We start from the raw sequence: 19,888 nt of genomic DNA on the forward strand, positions 1-19,888 counted from the left end.
TGAAACAAAGGGCAAAGGTATAACTTTTTTTTATAACCATAAAGCAATAACAATTATTTTTCAGCAAACACACTCCTATATCAAAAAAAATACGTACTTTTGACCTAAATTATAAGACTTAGACTTTTGAACCAAAGAACCCTTGTTTTAGACGTAAATCCGCAGGCTTTTTTCGGAGAGCAAAACAGTACAATTGAACTGCTAAAGACCTATTTCCCAAAAATAAAGATTGTTGCCCGTGGCAATGAGATACATATTTTTGGAGAAGAGGCGCTGCTTGACGAGTTTGAAAAACGATTGGGACAGCTCATCCAGCATTTTGAGAAATACAATCACTTAGACAAAAATACTATAGAGCGTATTCTCTTCTCAGATACGGGTTTGCTCCCCTCTACCCTACTGGATAAGGACTTTATCGTACATGGAGTAAAAGGGAAAATCATTCGTGCCCAAACGCCCAACCAACAGAAGTTATTGGAGCTTATCGGCAAGAACGATATGGTCTTTGCCATAGGCCCTGCGGGTACAGGTAAGACCTATACGAGTGTAGCGCTAGCCGTAAGAGCCCTGAAAGATAAGCAGGTAAAGCGTATCATCCTCACCCGTCCTGCAGTGGAGGCAGGGGAAAACCTCGGTTTCCTCCCTGGGGATCTCAAGGACAAGCTGGATCCTTATATGCAACCGCTCTATGATGCACTGATGGATATGATCCCCTTTGATAAGCTCAATTCGTTTATTGAAAATGGCACCATCCAAATTGCTCCTTTGGCCTTTATGCGAGGGCGTACCTTGGACAACGCCTTTGTCATCCTGGACGAGGCACAGAACACCACTTATGTACAGATGAAGATGTTTCTCACACGTATGGGGAAAAATGCTAAGTTCATCATCACAGGAGACCCAGGACAGATAGACCTACCGAGAAAAACCGCTAGTGGGCTTTCGGAAGCCCTACATATCATCAAAGGAATCAAGGGCATAGGTACGCTATGGCTTGATGATAAGGACGTGGTACGCCATCCCTTGGTCAAGGAGATTATCAATGCTTATACCCGCGCCGAGAAAGAGGAGAGGGAAGAAGATTAAAGTCGTTTTTGGTCGAAAAAGGCTTTGACCAATTGACTACATTCGTCCTGCAAGACTCCTTTAACAACCTCGGTGCGAGGATGCAATAGTTCCCCATGGAGGTGATAACCCCGCTTGGTATCGGAAGCCCCATAGACCACACGGCCTATTTGGCTCCAATAGAGCGCCCCTGCACACATCACACAAGGCTCAAGGGTTACATAGAGCGTACAGTCCTTGAGGTACTTCCCCCCAAGGTATTCACTAGCTGAGGTGATGGCTTGTATTTCGGCATGAGCAGTAACATCGTGGAGTAGCTCTGTGAGATTGTGCGCCTTGGCTATAATCTTGTCATTTACAGTGATAATAGCCCCTACGGGTATCTCGCCTGCTTCAAAGGCCTTTTCTGCCTCTTGCAGGGCTTTTTGCATAAAATATTCGTCTTTGTTAATTGTCATTTGTTAATGATTAATGGTTAATGATTAATGCCAATAATGATTAATAATTAATGACTTATGTTCATACTATTATACTTGAATTGATAATTAACAATTGATAATTAACAATTATACTTATGGCTGAACATAATGATTTTGGAAAGCAATCCGAAGAGGAAGCTGTACAATACTTAGTTGGTTTGGGTTATACGATTCTCGAACGCAATTATTATTGGCAAAGTGCTGAGATTGACATCATTGCACAATATGAGGATATGCTGGTCATCGTAGAGGTAAAATCCAGACGATCTGCCTATTATGGGGAGCCTTATTCCTTCGTCAGTCCACATAAGATACAACTCTTGGCCAAAGCTACCAACCACTATATCAAGACACATAATTTGGATTTGGAAGTGCGTTTTGACATCATCTCCATTATAAAGAACGATGCAGAATACCACTTAGAACATATAGAAGATGCCTTCTTTCCTTTTTCATAAGTGAGCAAAAAAGGGTGCCATGCACCCTTTTTTATTATCTTTTATTGGTCTTTTCCAAGTACTTATCTAAGGCCATTGTCATGGACGGAGTCTCTGGCAGTGGTGCTTGAATATCTATTCTAAGTCCCGCTTCCTCCGCCGATTTCAGCGTAGAAGCACCAAAAACCGCTATACGTGTGGTTCCTTGCTTGAAGTCAGAAAAGTTCTTAAAGAGCGATTCTACTCCTGCAGGGCTAAAGAAAGCAATAACATCATACTTGACATCTTTCAGATCGGAGATGTCGGCATGGGCGGTCTTGAACAAAATACCACGTTTCCAGTTGAGTTTCAGATCGTCCAATGATTTCTCTATAGCAGGGCTGAGTACCTCGGAGGTAGGAAAAAAGAATTTCTCTTCCTTGTGCTTTTTCAGAAAAGGAAGCAAGTCTGCAAAATCCTTTTTACCCACATATATTTTCCTTTTTCTGTAAGTGATATATTTTTGCAAATAGAAAGCAACAGCCTCCGAAAGGCAAAAATAACGCATGGTATCAGGTACTTTAAAGCGCATCTCTTCAGCTACTCTGAAGAAATGATCCACGGCATTTCTGCTGGTGAGGATAATGGCTGTATGATTCTGAAGTTCAATCTTTTGAGCTCTCAAGTCCTTTCCTGTTACCCCTTGTACTTCTGTAAAAGGGCGAAAGTCTATTTTTACCTTATACTTTTCTATAATCTGGTGATAAGGTGAATTCTCTGATTGCTCGGGTTGGGAAACCAAGATTGTTTTCACTTTCATAATCTTTTAATTTATTGTAGATATTATTGAGTTAATAAAAATATAGGGGGTTATTTCAAAGGCGCAAAGGTACAAAATAAAATAATACCAATAAGCTCTTAATTCATTTTTGTACAATTTCACAAATGAGATAAGTCCAAGTACTTGTATATACAAGAATACCATTAATGAAAAAGCAAACAAATATATATTGTGCGCTGCTGCATAACTATTGACAAAGAGCAGCAATACCAAAATCAAAGCAGCATAGTTCGAATAACTCAGCCGTACAAACAAATAAGAACGTGAGAAGTTATCCATATCCAGCACATAGCTCACCAATCGCTGAAAAGCTATTTTGAGCAAGATGAAAAGCGCTACACCAAGCATCACTATATACTGCTGAGCAATGGCATAAAAAGAGATTTCTATATGAAAAAAACTCAAGATTCGCCAAATGGCAATACTCAAAATTGCCCATTGTACTACCAGCAGAGAAGTGGTAAAGAATACACCACTACGCTCCCGCTTATTAAAGATGATGATATACTTATTATTGGTAAGCAAATTAAGAAACTCCCTAAAACGGAAGGCATGGTAGGCCTTTATGAAAGCCATAATCCCTAATATTAGGACAAATATTAAGGAAATCCAATCCTTATGAGAAGCTGTAACCCGTGTCCATTCCATAAAATACCATTATAAAGAGTCCAAAGGCTGCATACCCTCAGGTGGCAATATAGGCGTTTGTTGCTTTTTGGATAAGCTATCTTCCTGCTTTAGGCGTGTCTCTACATGGGAGAGTATCTGTTTACACTTTTCAGGTTGGGCAGCATAATAAGATATATTCTGTGCCAGCAGCAGGCTATCTAGCCCATACTTCTTGTAAATAAGAGATGAAATATCAGCACCTTGCTTTTCATAGAAAGAAGCATCTATACTCTTGGCAGCATTCAGTACTGCTAGGTCATAGAAAACCTGTTCCATTTCTCCCTCCGATAATAATTTCTTAGGAGAAGGAACCATCTGAGAACAAGCCACTAAAGACAAACATAAGAGATAATAAGCAGACTTCACTTTCTATTTATTTGCGGTGCAAAGATACGTCTTTTTTCCTAATCAAAATATTTTTTTAGAAATATTTTTCTTTAAAACCAACGACTAACCATTAAGAACTAATAACTAACCACTATTTAGCTATATTAACGGCTCTTGTTTCACGGATCACCGTTACTTTTACTTGTCCTGGGTAGGTCATATCGGTTTGTATCTTTTGAGAAAGGTTAAAGGAGAGTTCTGCTGCTTTTTCGTCGGATACTTTTTCACTCTCTACAATCACACGTAGTTCACGACCTGCTTGTATAGCGTAGGCTTTCTTGACTCCTTGGAAAGAGAAGGCCGTATCTTCCAATTCCTTAAGGCGCTGGATATAAGAATCCAATACCTGACGACGTGCTCCTGGTCTTGCTCCAGAGATGGCATCGCACACCTGTACTATAGGAGAGAGTAGAGAAGTCATTTCTATTTCGTCATGGTGCGCTCCGATAGCGTTGCATACTTCAGGTTTTTCACCATACTTTTGTGCCCATTCCATACCCAGTAGTGCGTGTGGTGTCTCGGTATCAGTCTCAGGCACTTTACCTATATCATGCAAAAGTCCCGCACGCTTGGCCAGTTTCACATTCAGTCCCAGTTCGGCCGCCATCAGTCCACAAAGGCGTGCTACCTCACGAGAGTGTTGCAAGAGGTTTTGTCCATAGGAAGAGCGGTATTTCATACGCCCCACTGCCTTGATCAGCTCTGGGTGAAGGCCATGGATTCCTAAGTCAATAATGGTACGCTTACCTATCTCGGCTATTTCGTCTTCTACCTGTTTGGTCGTTTTTTCGACTACTTCCTCAATACGGGCAGGGTGGATACGGCCATCGGTAACCAACTTATGGAGAGAAAGGCGCGCTATCTCCCTACGTACGGAGTCAAAGCAAGAGAGGATAATAGCCTCAGGGGTATCATCTACTATAATCTCCACTCCTGTGGCAGCCTCCAAGGCGCGGATATTACGCCCTTCGCGGCCTATGATGCGCCCCTTTACGTCATCGGATTCGAGGTTAAATACCGATACACAGTTATCTATAGCCTCTTCTGTTCCTATACGCTGTATGGTATTGATGATAATCTTTCGCGCCTCTTGGCGAGCAGTGAGTTTTGCCTCCTCGACGGTGGTCTGTATATAGGCCATAGCATCGGTCTTGGCTTCGTTCTTAAGGGAGTCAATCAGCTGGGTTTTAGCCTCTTCGGCAGTCAGTCCAGAGATCACTTCTAATTGTTTTACTTGGCTCTTGTGGAGCTTATCCACTTCCTCCTGTTTCTTATCCACAAGCAACATGCGGTGGTTGCACTCCTCGGTCTTCTGCAGCAGCTCATCGTTGAGCTTCTTGTTCTGAGCCAGTTCGTTGGAGACTTGTGATTCCTTGTCCTTGATACGTTTTTCTGTCTCAGAGATTTTCTTTTCTTTAGCCAAGATGAGTTTCTCATGCTCAGCCTTGAGTTCTAAGAATTTTTCTTTTGCTTGGTAGATTTTTTCTTTCTTAATGTTTTCGGCTTCTACTTTTGCCTGTTTTAGAATATTCTGAGATTCCTCTTGAGCATCTTTGACTACCTTAAAAGCATATTTCTCTTGCTTTTTTTTCAGAGAATACCAAACTAAGATGCCCCCTACAAATATTCCTACAATGGCACTACCTACTACTAACATTGTTACGTCCATAAAATAAAATATAATTATACAAAAAAGCCTGCAAGAAGGATATATGAATAAACTCCTAAAAAGCATATTTAGAGCTACCAAACCCTTCAAGTATCCGCCAAGTGAAGGCGGCACGCTTTGGTGGTTTGACTCACCCTTCTGAATTATTTTCTGTTGAGTTTACCAAAAAAACTATTCTTGCAGGCAGTAATCTTTATCTATATATTACTGATTTCTACTAAAGTCTGATGTATTTTTTCTAATCTTTCTATATTTTTTTCCTTTTGATTTTCATCAGCAAGGCTCTCTTGAAAGAGCGGTGTAGCCAAGGAAATGGCACACATAGCCAAGGAATCTTGGCGGTCTTTCACAGGAAAGTTCTGCTCAAAATATGTAATTTGTTTGTTAATCCTTTCGGCCGCTTGGCGATAGGCCTCCTCCTGCTCTGGAAATATTTTCAGAGGGTATACCCTATCGGCTATTTTCAAGGTAATTCGTAGCTTCTCACTCATTGCTTTGCATATTACTTATCTTGTGAAAGTTGTACAATACATTGCTCTATTTCACGAATGAGCCTACTTATTTTGAGCTTGGCTTCCGTTTTAGTTTCATCACTGCCTAAAAGAGCTTGGGCTACCCTCAGTGCCTGATACTTCTGTTGTTGCTCTTGGCTCTGCTTAATAAGCTCCTGCAACTGGCCTTGTAGCATCTCTACTTGAAGAATCAGCGCCCTATTTCTCTCTTCCAATGAAAGTACATACTGCTGCACTAGAGGAAGTAACCTCTCTATTTTTTCAATCCATTCTTCCATTTCCTTGAGAGATAATAACCCTTACTTTTGGTGTGCAAAGATAATACTTTTTGAGGTTATAAACAACTATTCGGCAAATTTTATTTTTTACCCAAGAATCGCGGCTTATTTGCGTTATTTTTATTATCTTTGTTCTGCTGAATTTGAAAAAGCCAATATATGTTATCTATCAATGATACTCAATTAGTTATCCTTGACATCCAAGGAAAATTATCACAAATCGTCTATCAATCCGAAGCGGTACTAAAGCATAGCAGCAGCCTTGTGCAAGGCTGCCAACTACTGGATATACCTATAATATGGGTGGAACAAACCCCTGAAAAATTGGGTGCTACCTCTGCGCTTATTGCCCAGCACCTCACAGGCCAATCCCCTATTGCTAAGACTACCTTCTCGGCTTATGGTACTTCTGCTTTTGTAGAGGCGGTCAAGGCCAATGCCCGTAAGCAAGTGTTGCTTATTGGGATAGAAACCCACATCTGTATCTACCAAACTGCAATGGATCTGATAGCGGCAGGCTATGAAGTCTTTGTCGTGGCCGATGCGGTCTCCTCTCGCACAGAAGAAAACAAAAAAATAGGCCTTGAGATGATCCGAGAAGGGCAAGGAAAAATCACCAGCGTAGAGGCTGCCCTCTTTGCCTTACTGAAGCGCTCTACCCATGAGAAATTCCGAGAAATCGCAAGGCTTATCAAGTAAATTAGAATTCTACCGCACCCTCAGAGGGATCATCATTCCGCCCACTGAAAGCACTATTGACATCTCCTTTGGGGACAGGTAGTGGTGCTTGGGGTATTTGTAGTGCTGCTTGGGGTGCTGGTAGTGCTGCTTGGGGGTTCTCTTCTTGGTTGTTAAATTTGGACGAGAAGGATTGCACGCCTTGTCCTATGGCTGTGCCAGAGAAGAGCGTGTTGAGATTGCTGAAAACCCCATTAATAAACTGCAAACGAATATTATCCAATCCCCCATTACGGTGCTTGGCTATGATAAACTCCGCCTGATTGGCCGTGGAAGAAGCATCGGGATCGTCCCATGTATCAAGTTTGTAATACTCAGGACGATAGAGGAAGGTCACAATATCCGCATCCTGCTCTATGGCTCCCGATTCACGTAAATCGGAGAGTTGGGGACGCTTGTGTCCTAAACGGCTTTCCACATTACGCGAAAGCTGAGAAAGGGCGATAATAGGCAGGTCTAATTCCTTGGCCAAGGCCTTGAGGTTACGAGAGATCGTGGAGATTTCCTGTTCGCGGTTCCCAACTCCCTTACCCGATGCGTTGGCAGTCATCAGCTGGAGGTAATCTATAAAGATGATTTTGACATGGTGCTGAGAGACCATCTTACGCGCCTTAGCCCTGAGGTCAAAGATAGAAAGCGAAGGGGTATCATCTATATACAAGGGGGCTTCAAAGAGGCTTTGAGTCTTGTGGGTAAGACGCTCGAAATCCTCTTCGGTGAGCTTTCCTGTACGCAACTTATCGGAGCTAATTCCTGTCTCGGACGAGATAAGCCTTGTGATAAGCTGAATGGAGGACATCTCCAAGGAGAAGAAAGCCACTGGAATCTTGCTATCTACCGCTATATTGCGTGCCATGCTCAGGGTAAAGGCTGTTTTCCCCATTGCCGGACGTGCTGCCACGATGATAAGGTCGGTAGGCTGCCAACCAGCGGTAAGCTCATCTACCTTGGTAAAGCCCGAGGGTACGCCACTGAACTCCTCTTTCCTGTTGTGTAGCTCTTTTATCTTATTAATCGCCTGCAAAACCAAGTTATGTGCCGACTCCGAAGTACGGGTAATGTTCCCTTGAGTGATTGAAAAGAGCTTTTCTTCGGCGCTGTCTAACAGATGAAAGACATCTGTCTCATCATTATAAGCCTCTTCTATAACCTCATTGGACATCTTGATGAGCCTGCGCTGGATATACTTCTGCATAAGAATACGCGCATGATACTCTATATTGGCCGAAGAAGATACCTTTTCTGTCAGATAGACCAGGTAAGCAGCCCCTCCTATCTCTTTTAGAGTACCGTCCTTGAGTAATTGCTCACGTACCGTGAGCATATCTATAGGTTTTGAGTCCTTGAAGAGCCTATCTATAGCCGTATAGATCTTCTGGTGTGCAGGCACATAGAAAGCCTCATCGGAAAGAATATCAATGACCTCATCTACCCCACGCTTATCTATAAGCATACCTCCGAGTACAGCCTCCTCCAGCTCCAAATTTTGGGGAGGAATCTTGCCCTTCTCAAGAGAAGGAATAGCTCGTGATGCCGATATTGTTTCCATAGTTTGTGGAGAAATATTTTCCATATCTTTAATTTTTAAGTACTTAGATTTTTGTAATACCTACCTTAAATCCTCGGCAAAAATACACGCTTTTTTTGATTCAAGAAAGCACCCCCTTCCCTTTGTACGTTTTCTTCTACCTCTTCCTATATAATAATGTATAAATACACATCAGTAACAGACTGATTTCTCGCACTTTGGTAACACTTTGTGCTACTCTAGAGGATAAAATTTTTATTTTTCAACAAAACAAAGACAATAGTTAATGGTTAATGGTCAATGATTCGAGTTTCACTTTTCTTTCTTCATTCTTCATTTAATAAATATTTTTTGTATCTTTGCACAAAGAATAAATACACTAAAAAATACAGTTCAATGAAAGATGTAACTCGTTTGTTTGATATTCCTGCCTATCAGCTAGAACAATATCCTATTGAAAATGCGTTAGTTACAAAATATAATCAAAAATGGGTACCCCTCTCTTCCAAGGAATATGTAGAGAAAATCAACCAAGTAAGCCGCGCTCTGCTACGCTTAGGGGTAAAGCCTAAGGATAAGATTGCGATGGTTTCCTCGAACAATCGTACCGAATGGCATATCTTAGATATGGCCATCATGCAGATTGGCGCCCACAATGTACCTATCTACCCCACTATTCCTAAGGAAGATTATATATATATCTTCAACCATGCCGAGATAAAATATTGCTTTGTTTCGGACAAAGACTTATGGGAGAAGGTCTCAAGCATAGCCTCAGAAATACCCACTATGGAGGAAATCCTCTCTTTTGACCCTATAGAAAATATACGTGGCTGGCAAGAGATACTTTCCTTGGGAGAAGATCCAGAGAACCAAGCCCAAGTGGAAGCCCTTAAGGCACAGATACAGCCTACCGATATGGCCACTATTATCTATACATCGGGCACCACAGGAAAACCCAAAGGGGTGATGCTCTCCCATGATAATATCCTGAGCAATATCAAGAACTGCCATTCTCGCGTACCTATAAAAGCGGGTGATACTTGCCTGAGCTTCTTGCCTGTTTGCCACATCTTTGAGCGCATGCTCACCTACTTATACCAATATAATGGTATCCGCCTATACTTTGCCGAATCTTTTGAAAAGGTAGCCACAAATATAGCCGAGGTAAAGCCACGACTGATTACGGTTGTACCGCGTGTGGTTGAGAAGGTATTTGATAGCATCTACAGCAAAGGTATCGCCCTTTCTGGCATTGCTAAGAGCCTATTCTTCTGGGCATTGCGATTAGGGTACCGATATGAGCCTTACGGCAAAAACGGATGGTGGTACGATATGAAACTGAAGGTAGCCCGCAAACTTATCTTCTCCAAATGGAAAAAGGCATTAGGAGGACACTTACAGATGATTTGTGGAAGTGCAGCACTACAACCACGCCTGGTGAGAGTATTCTCTGCCGCAGGAATCCCTATTTGGGAAGGGTATGGCCTCACAGAAACTTCACCTGTGATCTCCGTTAATTGTAAGAAAGGACATCTTTGGAAAGTGGGCACTATAGGCAAGCCTATTGATAATATAGAGGTAAAGATAGCCGAAGATGGGGAAATCCTCTGCAAGGGAGCTAATGTCATGCTAGGTTACTACAAGAATGAAGAGCAAACCCATGAAGCCATTGACAAAGATGGGTTTTTCCATACAGGAGATATAGGCATCTTGGACGAAGAGGGCTTTCTGACTATCACTGATCGCAAAAAAGAGATGTTCAAGACCTCTGGAGGGAAGTATATAGCCCCCCAATATATAGAAAACAAGCTCAAGCAATCCCGTTTTATAGAACAAGCCATGGTCGTAGGCGAAGGAGAAAAGATGCCTGCTGCCTTGGTACAACCCAATTTTGTTTTCGTGCGTGAGTGGCTCAAGCGACATGGGGAAGCTAGCACCCTAAGCAATGAAGCCCTTGTCAAGGATACACGTGTGCGTGAGCGTATAGGTCAAGAAATAGAACGCATCAATAAGCGATTAGGTAAGTGGGAACAGGTGAAAGTCTTTGACCTTACCCCCGATGAGTGGAGTATAGATGCAGGACACCTCACCCCTACCCTAAAGCTCAAGCGTCGCATCATTCTTGAAAAATACAAGGATATGTACAATACTTTTTACAACAAAGAATCTTAGAAAACATTCATTATGATATATCGTTTTAGAGTAATTTTAGACGTGGATACCGATGTATTCCGCGATATAGAAGTGGAAAGTCACATTAGCTTGGAGGATTTCCACAAATGTATCTCCACTTCCTTTGGCTTCAATGGGGAAGAAATGGCCTCTTTCTATAAGAGTGATGAGGATTGGAACCAAGGAGAAGAGTTCAGCCTCTTTGACACAGAGGGAGATACCCCAGTGATGGCCGACACCATCTTGGAATCGGTCATGGATGAGGACAACCGACACTTCCTCTATGTATACGACTTCTACAATATGTGGACATTCTTCGTGGATCTGAAGGAAATAGGTCATGAGGTAGAAGGAGTTAGCTATCCCCATATCCTAACCTCCCATGGGTTTGTCCCCGAAGATGCCCCAGAGAAGAACTTTGTGGCAGAGGATTTTGATGAGTTTGACTCAGAGTTCAACGATTTTGAGTTTGACCAAGATGAATTTGACGAATATCACGGCTATAGTGAGGACGAATATTATTCTTAAAAAGCATGATTACCGATATTCTCTTCTATAGTATTCTTATAGTTACTATAGGTATGAGCTACTATGGCTTCACCCACGAGGCTTTCTTTCGTCGCTATATGTTCAATGTCAAGGCTGTACAAGGGGGAGACTACTTGCGACTGATCTCCTCAGGCTTTTTGCATGCTGGGTGGGAACACCTGATATTCAACATGATCTCTCTGTTCTTCTTCCACAAGATTATCATCGAAGAAATGGGAGCAGGGGTCTTTATGCTCATCTATTTGGGAGCCATCGTCTTGGGTAATCTTTTCTGCCTATACATCTATAGGCATCAGCCCTATTACTCTGCCATTGGTGCCTCAGGAGGCGTCTCTGGTATTATCTTTGCGGCCATAGCTCTCGTGCCACAGCTAAGGGTGAATTTTATCCCTGGTTGGCTCTTTGGTACCATTTATTTTGGTTATTCGGTATACCAAATGCTCAACCCTCGTGAGGGGGACAATGTAGGGCATGCGGCTCACTTAGGAGGGGCTATCTTTGGGATCATTGTTATTGCCCTTTTGCAGCCCCTACTTGTAGCAGAGAATGCGCTTTACTTAGGCATCATGGCGCTACCGCTAGGGTATATGGGGTACCGATTGCTACAAAAATAATTTTTCCTATCTTTGCGCCCATTTTAATCCTTAAAAAAAATGTTAGACCTCTTTAACACCCAGATTGAGTCCCTTTCTATACATCAGGTAGGGAATATGCAGAAGGGAGAAAACCTCTTTCTCTCTCAGCAGCCCTATGTCCTAAATGACCAAATCACTAGCGTGCTCAAGGAATATTTCCTAAAGCCCTTTAGGGAAAAGGAAGAAAACTATATGCGTTTTGTCAATGAAACTTCCTTGGAATTCAACGAGATGTTTGGCATCGCCTATGAGGTTTTCACCAATCCCTCTACCATACATACCCATTCGCTACGAATCGCTCAGCTGTTATATGAGCAGTCCAACCATCCACACATAAAGTCAGGCGAACTCTATGTAGCCTATCTCACTCATATCACCCTAGACAATACCAAGGTGGAAGCTATTGGGATTTTTAAATCCGAGATGAAACAGAATTTTCTCCAATTCGAGCAAGGGCAAAGCCAATTGGAGATCCTCTTGGAAGAAGGAGTGAATGTCAATCGCTTGGACAAGGGTTGCCTTATCTTCAATGTCAATGAAGAAGGCGGATACAAAATACTTTCTGTGGATAGCAATCGCTATGATACCAAGTACTGGACAGAACAGTTCTTAGGGATTGATGTGCTTGCCGATGATGCTTTTTTTACCAAAAAGTACCTCAAGATGTGTCAGGATTTTGCCAAAGAAGTAGTTCTCCCTACTGAGGGGAAGCAGGAAGAAATCCTATTTATGAATCGTGCAGTGAATCACTTTGCCAAAAACGATGAGTTTGAAGAAACCCACTTCCTCAATGAGGTCTTGGGCGATAAGGTGTTCAAGAAGGAATTTGATGCCCATGAGGACGATGAAGACCAAAGCCCTAAGGAGGGATATATGGATCTGATTCCCGAATTTCACAACTTCAAAGAGACCAAAGGAAAGAAATACTATATAGAAGACGTTTCTTCTTTCCCCATTGTCAATAAAGCGGTATCGGATATGCGTAAAAAAATCAAGAATATCATAGACCTTGATACCAATGTACAAATCCGTATGGACTTCATCAACCCTGAATCTGCTGAAAAATTTGTAGAAAAAGGTTGGGACGAAGAACGCGGTATGTTCTACTACCTTATTTACTTTAACGAAGAGAAAAAAAGCTGATGAAAATACTTCCAAAATGGGCAGAAATGCTCAATCAACTAGGAGAAAAACAGACTCCTTGCTTCTTTGTTGTCAATTATGAAGGAACCCAAGGACAGGTATTTCCCCTATCAGAATTACCACAGGACATTCATTTTTCCTTTTCTGAAGAAAAAACACCTATTTCCGATCCTATTACAATAGAAAAACACCCCATCCCTTACAAAACTTTTGAGGAATCCTTTAAAAAAGTATTTTCTCACTTAAAAAAAGGGGATACAGAGCTTATCAATCTTACTTTTGCTACCGAAATAGCACCTATTTCTTTAGGAAAAGTATACCACAATGCCAAAGCCAAATACAAAATCCTTTACAAAGACGAATGGGTATGTTTTTCTCCTGAAATTTTCATAAAAATAGAAGCTAATAAGATAAAAACCTATCCCATGAAGGGAACTATCAGTGCTACCATTCCCAATGCTAAAGAGCTGCTACTAAATAATCAGAAGGAAATAGACGAACATCATAAGGTTGTTGCTCTACTATCAAAAGATTTAGAACAAGTTGCCTCCGAGGTACAAGTAAGTAAATTTCGCTATGTGGATGTGATAGAAAAATCTACAGGAAACCTACTACAAACTAGCTCCGAAATTGTGGGAACGCTCTCTGCTAACTGGTATGACCACTTAGGTGATATTTTGGTTAAGCTCCTTCCTGCTGGCTCTATCTGTGGGGCACCAAGAGAGAAAACTATGGAAATCATTCAAGAGGCAGAAACCTATGATAGAGGTTACTATACGGGAATTGCAGGTATATTTGATGGGTATTCTCTCAATACATGTGTGCTTATCCGATTTATCGAACGTATAGGAGAAAAATTCTATTATAAAAGTGGGGCAGGAATTACTGCTCACAGCAATCCTGAGAGCGAATACAAGGAAATATTAGAAAAAATATATATTCCTAACTAAGAATATGCAAGAAAATAAGTTTATTGAGACTATAAAGCTATTGGATAGTCGTATCTTCCATATAGAATACCACCAAGAGCGTATAAAAAAAACTTTTTCACACTTTTTCCCAAGTGAAAAAGTATTTTCTTTAGAAGATATTCTAAGCAAACAAGTCCTTCCCGAAAAAGGAAAATACAAAATCCGTTTTGTTTATAGTGCCTATGATTATACATTAGAAGTTATCCCTTATCAGATAACTCCTATTAAGTCAATAAGTTGTATAGATGTAGGAGATTTGGAATATTCCTATAAATTCTCTGATAGAGAACAACTTAACCGTCTCAAGAAAGAAGCGCCTACCGATGAGGTGATCTTTATCAAAAAAGGAATGGTTACCGATAGTAGTTATGCTAATCTCGTATTCTCTGACGGGGTTAAGTGGTATACCCCTACTTCCTTTCTGCTCAATGGCACTTGTAGGCAACGGCTATTGAAAGAGGGAAAAATAGAAGAATGCCCCATATTCCAAAAAGACATACCGTCCTTTGGATATATAGGGCTTATCAATGCTATGTTAGATTTAGGTGAATTAACCTTACCACTTAATCACTATACTTCCCCAAGTGAAGCCACTACCAAAAGCAGCTAACAGAAGAATATCATTCTCTTTGACACGGCCTTGTTCCACAGCTTCAGCCAAGGCTATAGCAATAGAGGCCGCAGTGGTATTTCCATATTTCTGGATATTGTTAAACACCTGGGCGTCAGAGAGTTTAAATTTCTGTTGGATAAACTGGGAGATACGCAAGTTGGCTTGGTGAGGTATGAATAGGTCTATATCACTTTCGGTGAGTTTATTAGCCTTGAGTCCCTCTATAATCACTTCAGAGAAACGTACCACCGCATTTTTAAAAACAAACTGCCCATTCATATAAGGGAAATAAGAGGTGTCCTCTGGGTCATTTTCCTTTAAGAGATCAGTAACCCACTTCTTCCCTACCCCTGGGGTAAGAATAGCTAATTCCTCGGCATGCGCTCCTTCGCTATGTAGGTGAGAGGAGAGTATACCCTTTCCACTCTCCTGAGAGCGAGAAAGCACTGCTGCCCCTGCTCCATCTCCGAAAAGTACTGCCATATTACGCCCACGAGTGGTAAGATCCAATGCAGGTGACTGCATCTCGGAGGCTATCACCAAGATATTTTTATACATTCCTGTCTTAATAAATTGGTCGGCTACCGATAGTGCATAGATAAAGCCTGAACACTGGTTGCGAATATCCAAAGCCCCTACCGTATGAAGTCCCAATTCCTTTTGAGCTAATACACCACAGCCTGGGAAATAATAATCAGGACTAAGAGTTGCAAAAATAAGAAAATCAATATCCTCCTTACTTATCTTAGCCTTTTCCATAGCCATTTGGGCGGCACGTACCCCCATAGAGGTTGTAGTATCCTTTCCACGAGTAGCAAAACGACGCTGCTGAATCCCTGTTCGCTCTTGTATCCAAGCATCAGAAGTATCCATGAGCTTAGAAAGGTCATCATTGGTTACTATATTCTCCGGCACATAATATCCTGTACCTGTGATAATAGAATTATACATAAGCTATTATATTAAAAAGAAAGCCTTGACATGCAAGGCTTTCCAACTATAAAATGTAATTTTATTTCAATACTTCTTTCACTTTGTCCGCTGCTTCTTGGAACTGAATAGCAGAATGTACTGCAAGACCAGATTTGTCAATGATTTCTTTAGCAATCTCAGCATTGGTTCCTTGTAGGCGTACAATAATAGGCACTTTAATATCAGCTCCCATATTCTTATAAGCATCTACAATACCCTGAGCTACACGATCACAACGTACGATACCTCCGAAGATATTTACCAAAATAGCCTTTACATTAGGGTCTTTTAGAATAATACGGAAAGCAGTTTCCACACGTGCTGCATCGGCTGTCCCACCTACGTCCAAGAAGTTGGCTGGCTCTCCACCTGCTTGCTTGATAAGGTCCATGGTAGCCATGGCAAGTCCTGCACCATTGACCATACAGCCTACGTTTCCGTCCAAATCTACATAGTTAAGACCAGCAGCCTTGGCTTCTACTTCTATAGGACGCTCTTCACGAGTATCACGCAATTCGGCATAATCCTTATGACGATAGAGCGCATTGTCATCAATAGTTACTTTGGCATCTACAGCAAGTATTTTGTTATCGGAAGTCTTTAGCACAGGGTTTATTTCAAAAAGATTCGCATCGGAAGCGATATAGGCCTTGTACAAAGCTGTTACAAACTTCACCATTTCCTTAAAGGCTTCACCCTCTAATCCCAAGTTAAAAGCTACATTTCTCGCTTGGAAAGGCAACAATCCCAATTCAGGATCTATTTCTTCGGTGAAGATAAGGTGAGGCGTCTTTTCAGCTACTGCTTCTATATCCATACCTCCTTCGGTAGAATACATGATCATATTCTTTCCTTTGGCACGATTGAGCAGTACGGACATATAATATTCCTTAGGTTCGCTCTCACCTGGGTAGAAAACGTCCTCAGCAATTAGCACCTGATGTACCTTTTTACCTTCCTTAGGAGTCTGAGGAGTTACAAGGTTCATGCCTATGATCTGAGAAGAGATTTCTTTGACCTGATCTAAGTTCTTAGCTAGCTTTACGCCACCGCCTTTACCACGTCCCCCAGCATGAATTTGTGCTTTCACTACATACCATTGGGTACCTGTATCTTGAGTTAGTTTTTCAGCAGCTTTCACAGCCTCATCAGCTGTGGTAGCTACTACACCACGCTGTATGCGTACTCCGAACCCTGAGAGGATTTCCTTCGCTTGATATTCGTGTAAATTCATAATATAACTTTATTTGTAGTTGCAAATTTACAAAAAAATAATGACATAACCTATGTTTTTCTCTTATTTTTTTACACGGAAAATCCCCTTGAAAAACAGCTCCTATACGGACAAAGAAAGTTGTCTTAACAAAGCAGCTACAAGAGCATATATTTGCTCATAGGAGACCAGCTCATCACTCATATAAATAAGTGCTAAGGAATAAGACTTACCTTGGGAGGATAGTAGGTGCTTTTCCTTACGATAACTCTCCCTTATCAAGCGCTTGATACGGTTTCTATCTACAGCTCTTTTAAGCTTCTTCTTAGGGACACTTATAAGCACTTGCGAGGGAGTAAGCGCCTTATCTAAGGGAAGATAAATGAGCTTCAAGGGGTATTTCTTGATGCTTTTGCCTTCTTTGAAAAGCGCTTGTATGCTATGATAATTACATAATCTTTCAGTCTTTGGAAAATCATTCATATCATAAAAGTGAAAAATGAATAATGAAAAGTAAAGCTAAGTGAATGCCTAAATCTTAGATATGTGAGTATAAAGTAAAAGGTAAAAAGTAGCAAATACCTTTTACCTATTACCTTACTTATTTTTTACATCTATTAAGCGTTTTCCTCTTCTTCCTCTTCCTTACCAGTAAGGAGACGGAAACCTTCACCATGTATATTGACAATCTCTACATTTTCGTCTTTCTTGAGGTATTTGCGGAGTTTAGCAATATACACGTCCATACTACGAGAGGTGAAGTAGTTGTCGTCTTTCCAGATTTTATTAAGGGCAAGTTCTCGAGGCATTAGGTCATTCTCATGCAAGGCCAACAAGCGCAAAAGCTCATTTTCTTTTGGAGAGAGTTTTAGCGGCTCTTCGTCCTTGTAACGAAGGAAACGAAGCTTAGAGTTAAGGAAGAAATCTCCTATTTGGAACTCAAACTTCTTGCTATCTATCACTGTATCGATAGATTTTCTTTGGAGCATTGCACGGATTTTCATCAGTAGCACCTCTGAGTCAAAAGGCTTATTGAGGTAGTCATCAGCTCCTGATTTATACCCCTTAATCACGTCCTCACGCATGGTTCTTGCCGTAAGGAAGATGATAGGCACTTTTTCGTTCTTTTCACGGATTTCTTTGGCAAGAGTAAAACCATCCTTATATGGCATCATTACGTCCAAAATACACATATCGTATGGGTCTTTACGAAACTTGTCAAAGCCTTCCATTCCATTCTTAGCCAAGGTAACATCAAAGCCACTCATGGACAAATAGTCTTTTAGTACAGTTCCAAAATTTGGATCATCTTCTACAAGAAGAATTTTTTTATTAACTGCTTCCATTATTTCAACATTTAAATTAATACTATTTTTTTACGTTTATATATTTTTTCTAACTTAATTAAAAACCAAGCGCAACAAAGGTCTATCAGATAATTAAGGGCACCTTTATCACAAATGTACTTCCCTTTCCTTTTTCACTCTCAGCATATACCTCTCCATCGTGGTATTTTACGATGCGCTTTACATAAGCCAATCCCAATCCATGTCCCTTCACATTATGCAAGTCGCCTGTATGTTCGCGATAGAATTTTTCAAAAATCTTTTTCAGTACCGCCTTACTCATCCCTTGTCCCTTATCTTGAATACGGATAACCAATTTGTTATGAGCCACTTCGGTATATATATCTATATCAGGGGCTTCGGGTGAGTACTTAATAGCATTCTCCAATATATTGACAATCACATTGGTAAAGTGCATTTCGTTAGCCAGTATATCAGAGTTTTCCGCTTGCAAATGCTTCTTTATCTTACCCTTACGATCGTCTATCAAAAGTTGTACATGGGCTATGGCATTCTCTATCAGTTCATGTGCATCAAGTGGTTCTTTTTCTATCTCCACTTGGTTTTTGTCCAATTTTGAAATCTGCAACACATTCTCTACATGGGCATGCATACGTTTGTTTTCATCGCGCAGCATCTTAAGGTAGAAAGACATCTTCTCTGGATCGCTCATCACCTGTGGGTTCTTCATTGCATCGAGAGCTAAGTTGATGGTAGCAATAGGTGTTTTGAACTCATGGGTCATATTGTTAATGAAATCGGTTTTGATTTCATTGATTTGCTTTTGAGTACGCATCTGGATAAAGGTCTTAGCAAAAGCCCAAATAATTATCGCTGTAAATATGAACACCCATACAGCCAGCATAATTACCGAAGAGAGCAAGTAGCGCTGCCTATCAGGGAAATGTACTTGTAACTCATAATGCGAATCCCCCGCCTGATTCCTAAGCAAAGCAATAGTGTACATATTCTTTGCATTGGGGGCGAACCGTGCAGAGACAACACTGGTCATTTGTTTGTCCTTAGGGAGTGACTTATCATAGATAGCAAACTCAAAATCCAAGTTTAAGCCTCTGTTTCTGAGTTCTCTTTCCAAAAGAACATCCAACTGAGGCGCTGTAATCCTATTCTCTATAGAGAGTTTGGCCGATACCTCTCTAAATAGCTCCTCGAACATAGCCTTGTCAAAGGAGGTGATACGGCCTGTTTTTTCTTTAATGGTAGTACTATTAAAGCGTTGCCCGTCCAATCCCTGAGTGGGGCCAAAGGTTCGTGAAGTCTGTTTGCTTACATAATTACGTATCTGAGTGGTATCCCCTTTGGGTAGGTTGAACAGTTCCGAAGGTACTGTATACCCCTCCTCCAATACTTGATGTTTGTAAGTGAATGTCTCCTTGGTATTCTTATTCTCTTGTACAAAAACCAAATCACGAATCTGTGAAGATTTCAAAGAACCTAAACTATCTTTTCCTTTTAACTCTATAAATCGGGTAATATACTTGTTAATTTCTTTCAGTTCTACCGATTCTGCCACCGAGTTCAGTGCCTGTTGTACCGAATGTGTAAAGGCTTCTTCTTTATTATCAATAGAACTCTTTACCCAATAAAACTGAATAGATATCAGACCTATAAGCGCTATAGGCATCAATATTAGAGCAATAATATAACTTCTCTTATTCATCAGGCAAA

General features: G+C 41.0%; 22 protein-coding genes. 9 read left to right on the top strand and 13 right to left on the bottom strand.

Translation table 11 applies throughout. The features are described 5' to 3' along the window. The first annotated feature begins 126 nt into the window (after positions 1-126). Positions 127-1,086: a PhoH family protein gene (locus tag HMPREF1154_RS07960; protein WP_009642133.1), complete on the top strand. Its 960-nt coding sequence runs from the start codon at positions 127-129 to the stop codon at positions 1,084-1,086. Here HMPREF1154_RS07960 and HMPREF1154_RS07965 read toward each other — a convergent pair. Then, positions 1,083-1,523, bottom strand: coding sequence for a nucleoside deaminase (locus tag HMPREF1154_RS07965; protein WP_034567146.1), 441 nt, complete (start codon positions 1,521-1,523; stop codon positions 1,083-1,085). The two genes, HMPREF1154_RS07960 and HMPREF1154_RS07965, sit on opposite strands and share 4 nt — an antisense overlap. A gap of 116 nt (positions 1,524-1,639) precedes the next feature. Here HMPREF1154_RS07965 and HMPREF1154_RS07970 point away from each other — a divergent pair, with 116 nt between their 5' ends. After that, complete coding sequence (locus HMPREF1154_RS07970; protein WP_009642132.1) at positions 1,640-2,002, top strand: YraN family protein; 363 nt, start codon at positions 1,640-1,642, stop codon at positions 2,000-2,002. 34 nt (positions 2,003-2,036) lie between these two features. Here HMPREF1154_RS07970 and HMPREF1154_RS07975 read toward each other — a convergent pair whose 3' ends face one another. The 6 genes from HMPREF1154_RS07975 to HMPREF1154_RS08000 form a co-directional block, all read right to left on the bottom strand. Continuing rightward, positions 2,037-2,780: a uroporphyrinogen-III synthase gene (locus tag HMPREF1154_RS07975; protein ID WP_009642120.1), complete on the bottom strand. Its 744-nt coding sequence runs from the start codon at positions 2,778-2,780 to the stop codon at positions 2,037-2,039. Positions 2,781-2,786: 6 nt separating this feature from the next. Then, positions 2,787-3,449 carry a DUF4271 domain-containing protein gene (locus HMPREF1154_RS07980; protein WP_009642121.1) on the bottom strand — a complete coding sequence of 221 codons (663 nt, stop codon included), beginning with the start codon at positions 3,447-3,449 and terminating at the stop codon, positions 2,787-2,789. Between the two features lie 9 nt (positions 3,450-3,458). Then, entirely contained in the window at positions 3,459-3,836 is a 378-nt protein-coding gene (locus tag HMPREF1154_RS07985) for a DUF4296 domain-containing protein (protein ID WP_034567148.1), read from the bottom strand. Positions 3,837-3,948: 112 nt separating this feature from the next. Next, the gene (gene rny / locus HMPREF1154_RS07990; protein ID WP_034567149.1) at positions 3,949-5,526 is read right to left on the bottom strand and encodes a ribonuclease Y; all 1,578 of its coding nucleotides are present in this window, start codon (positions 5,524-5,526) and stop codon (positions 3,949-3,951) included. Positions 5,527-5,723: 197 nt separating this feature from the next. Then, entirely contained in the window at positions 5,724-6,017 is a 294-nt protein-coding gene (locus tag HMPREF1154_RS07995) for a cell division protein ZapA (protein WP_009642118.1), read from the bottom strand. 11 nt (positions 6,018-6,028) lie between these two features. Beyond that, positions 6,029-6,316, bottom strand: a complete 288-nt coding sequence (locus HMPREF1154_RS08000; protein ID WP_009642074.1) for a hypothetical protein — start codon at positions 6,314-6,316, stop codon at positions 6,029-6,031. A gap of 159 nt (positions 6,317-6,475) precedes the next feature. On the opposite strand from HMPREF1154_RS08000, the gene HMPREF1154_RS08005 reads away from it, so the two are divergent. Further along, positions 6,476-7,015 carry an isochorismatase family protein gene (locus HMPREF1154_RS08005; protein WP_009642113.1) on the top strand — a complete coding sequence of 180 codons (540 nt, stop codon included), beginning with the start codon at positions 6,476-6,478 and terminating at the stop codon, positions 7,013-7,015. Between the two features lies 1 nt (position 7,016). Here HMPREF1154_RS08005 and dnaB read toward each other — a convergent pair whose 3' ends face one another. Next, positions 7,017-8,627 carry a replicative DNA helicase gene (gene dnaB, locus HMPREF1154_RS08010; protein WP_009642084.1) on the bottom strand — a complete coding sequence of 537 codons (1,611 nt, stop codon included), beginning with the start codon at positions 8,625-8,627 and terminating at the stop codon, positions 7,017-7,019. 351 nt (positions 8,628-8,978) lie between these two features. Here dnaB and HMPREF1154_RS08015 point away from each other — a divergent pair, with 351 nt between their 5' ends. Genes HMPREF1154_RS08015 through HMPREF1154_RS08040 form a run of 6 tightly spaced genes read left to right on the top strand, consistent with a single transcriptional unit; the run spans position 8,979 to position 14,665 of the window. Beyond that, the gene (locus HMPREF1154_RS08015) at positions 8,979-10,757 is read left to right on the top strand and encodes an AMP-dependent synthetase/ligase (protein ID WP_009642076.1); all 1,779 of its coding nucleotides are present in this window, start codon (positions 8,979-8,981) and stop codon (positions 10,755-10,757) included. 12 nt (positions 10,758-10,769) lie between these two features. Then, the gene (locus HMPREF1154_RS08020; RefSeq protein ID WP_009642060.1) at positions 10,770-11,285 is read left to right on the top strand and encodes an IS1096 element passenger TnpR family protein; all 516 of its coding nucleotides are present in this window, start codon (positions 10,770-10,772) and stop codon (positions 11,283-11,285) included. 5 nt (positions 11,286-11,290) lie between these two features. Then, on the top strand, positions 11,291-11,920 hold the full coding sequence (locus tag HMPREF1154_RS08025; protein ID WP_009642123.1) for a rhomboid family intramembrane serine protease: 630 nt from the start codon (positions 11,291-11,293) through the stop codon (positions 11,918-11,920). A 39-nt stretch (positions 11,921-11,959) separates the two neighbouring features. Then, positions 11,960-13,084 carry a nucleoid-associated protein gene (locus HMPREF1154_RS08030; protein WP_009642112.1) on the top strand — a complete coding sequence of 375 codons (1,125 nt, stop codon included), beginning with the start codon at positions 11,960-11,962 and terminating at the stop codon, positions 13,082-13,084. Continuing rightward, entirely contained in the window at positions 13,084-14,034 is a 951-nt protein-coding gene (locus HMPREF1154_RS08035; RefSeq protein ID WP_009642098.1) for an aminodeoxychorismate synthase component I, read from the top strand. Before HMPREF1154_RS08030 ends, HMPREF1154_RS08035 begins: the two co-directional genes overlap by 1 nt. Positions 14,035-14,038: 4 nt before the next feature. Continuing rightward, positions 14,039-14,665, top strand: a complete 627-nt coding sequence (locus tag HMPREF1154_RS08040; RefSeq protein ID WP_034567151.1) for an aminotransferase class IV — start codon at positions 14,039-14,041, stop codon at positions 14,663-14,665. On the opposite strand, the gene HMPREF1154_RS08045 is transcribed toward HMPREF1154_RS08040, so the two are convergent. The 5 genes from HMPREF1154_RS08045 to HMPREF1154_RS08065 form a co-directional block, all read right to left on the bottom strand. Continuing rightward, the gene (locus tag HMPREF1154_RS08045; protein ID WP_009642103.1) at positions 14,612-15,619 is read right to left on the bottom strand and encodes a 3-oxoacyl-ACP synthase III family protein; all 1,008 of its coding nucleotides are present in this window, start codon (positions 15,617-15,619) and stop codon (positions 14,612-14,614) included. The two genes, HMPREF1154_RS08040 and HMPREF1154_RS08045, sit on opposite strands and share 54 nt — an antisense overlap. 61 nt (positions 15,620-15,680) lie before the next feature. After that, the gene (gene sucC / locus HMPREF1154_RS08050) at positions 15,681-16,874 is read right to left on the bottom strand and encodes an ADP-forming succinate--CoA ligase subunit beta (RefSeq protein WP_009642110.1); all 1,194 of its coding nucleotides are present in this window, start codon (positions 16,872-16,874) and stop codon (positions 15,681-15,683) included. Positions 16,875-16,976: 102 nt separating this feature from the next. Further along, a complete protein-coding gene (gene rnpA, locus HMPREF1154_RS08055; protein ID WP_009642068.1) occupies positions 16,977-17,336 on the bottom strand; it encodes a ribonuclease P protein component in 360 nt (119 codons plus the stop codon). Positions 17,337-17,470: 134 nt separating this feature from the next. Next, positions 17,471-18,199 carry a response regulator transcription factor gene (locus HMPREF1154_RS08060; protein ID WP_009642111.1) on the bottom strand — a complete coding sequence of 243 codons (729 nt, stop codon included), beginning with the start codon at positions 18,197-18,199 and terminating at the stop codon, positions 17,471-17,473. A gap of 85 nt (positions 18,200-18,284) precedes the next feature. Beyond that, the gene (locus HMPREF1154_RS08065) at positions 18,285-19,880 is read right to left on the bottom strand and encodes a sensor histidine kinase (RefSeq protein ID WP_034567154.1); all 1,596 of its coding nucleotides are present in this window, start codon (positions 19,878-19,880) and stop codon (positions 18,285-18,287) included. Positions 19,881-19,888: the final 8 nt, after the last annotated feature.

This window comes from Capnocytophaga sp. CM59, from assembly GCF_000293175.1.
Taxonomy (GTDB): Bacteria; Bacteroidota; Bacteroidia; order Flavobacteriales; family Flavobacteriaceae; genus Capnocytophaga; species Capnocytophaga granulosa.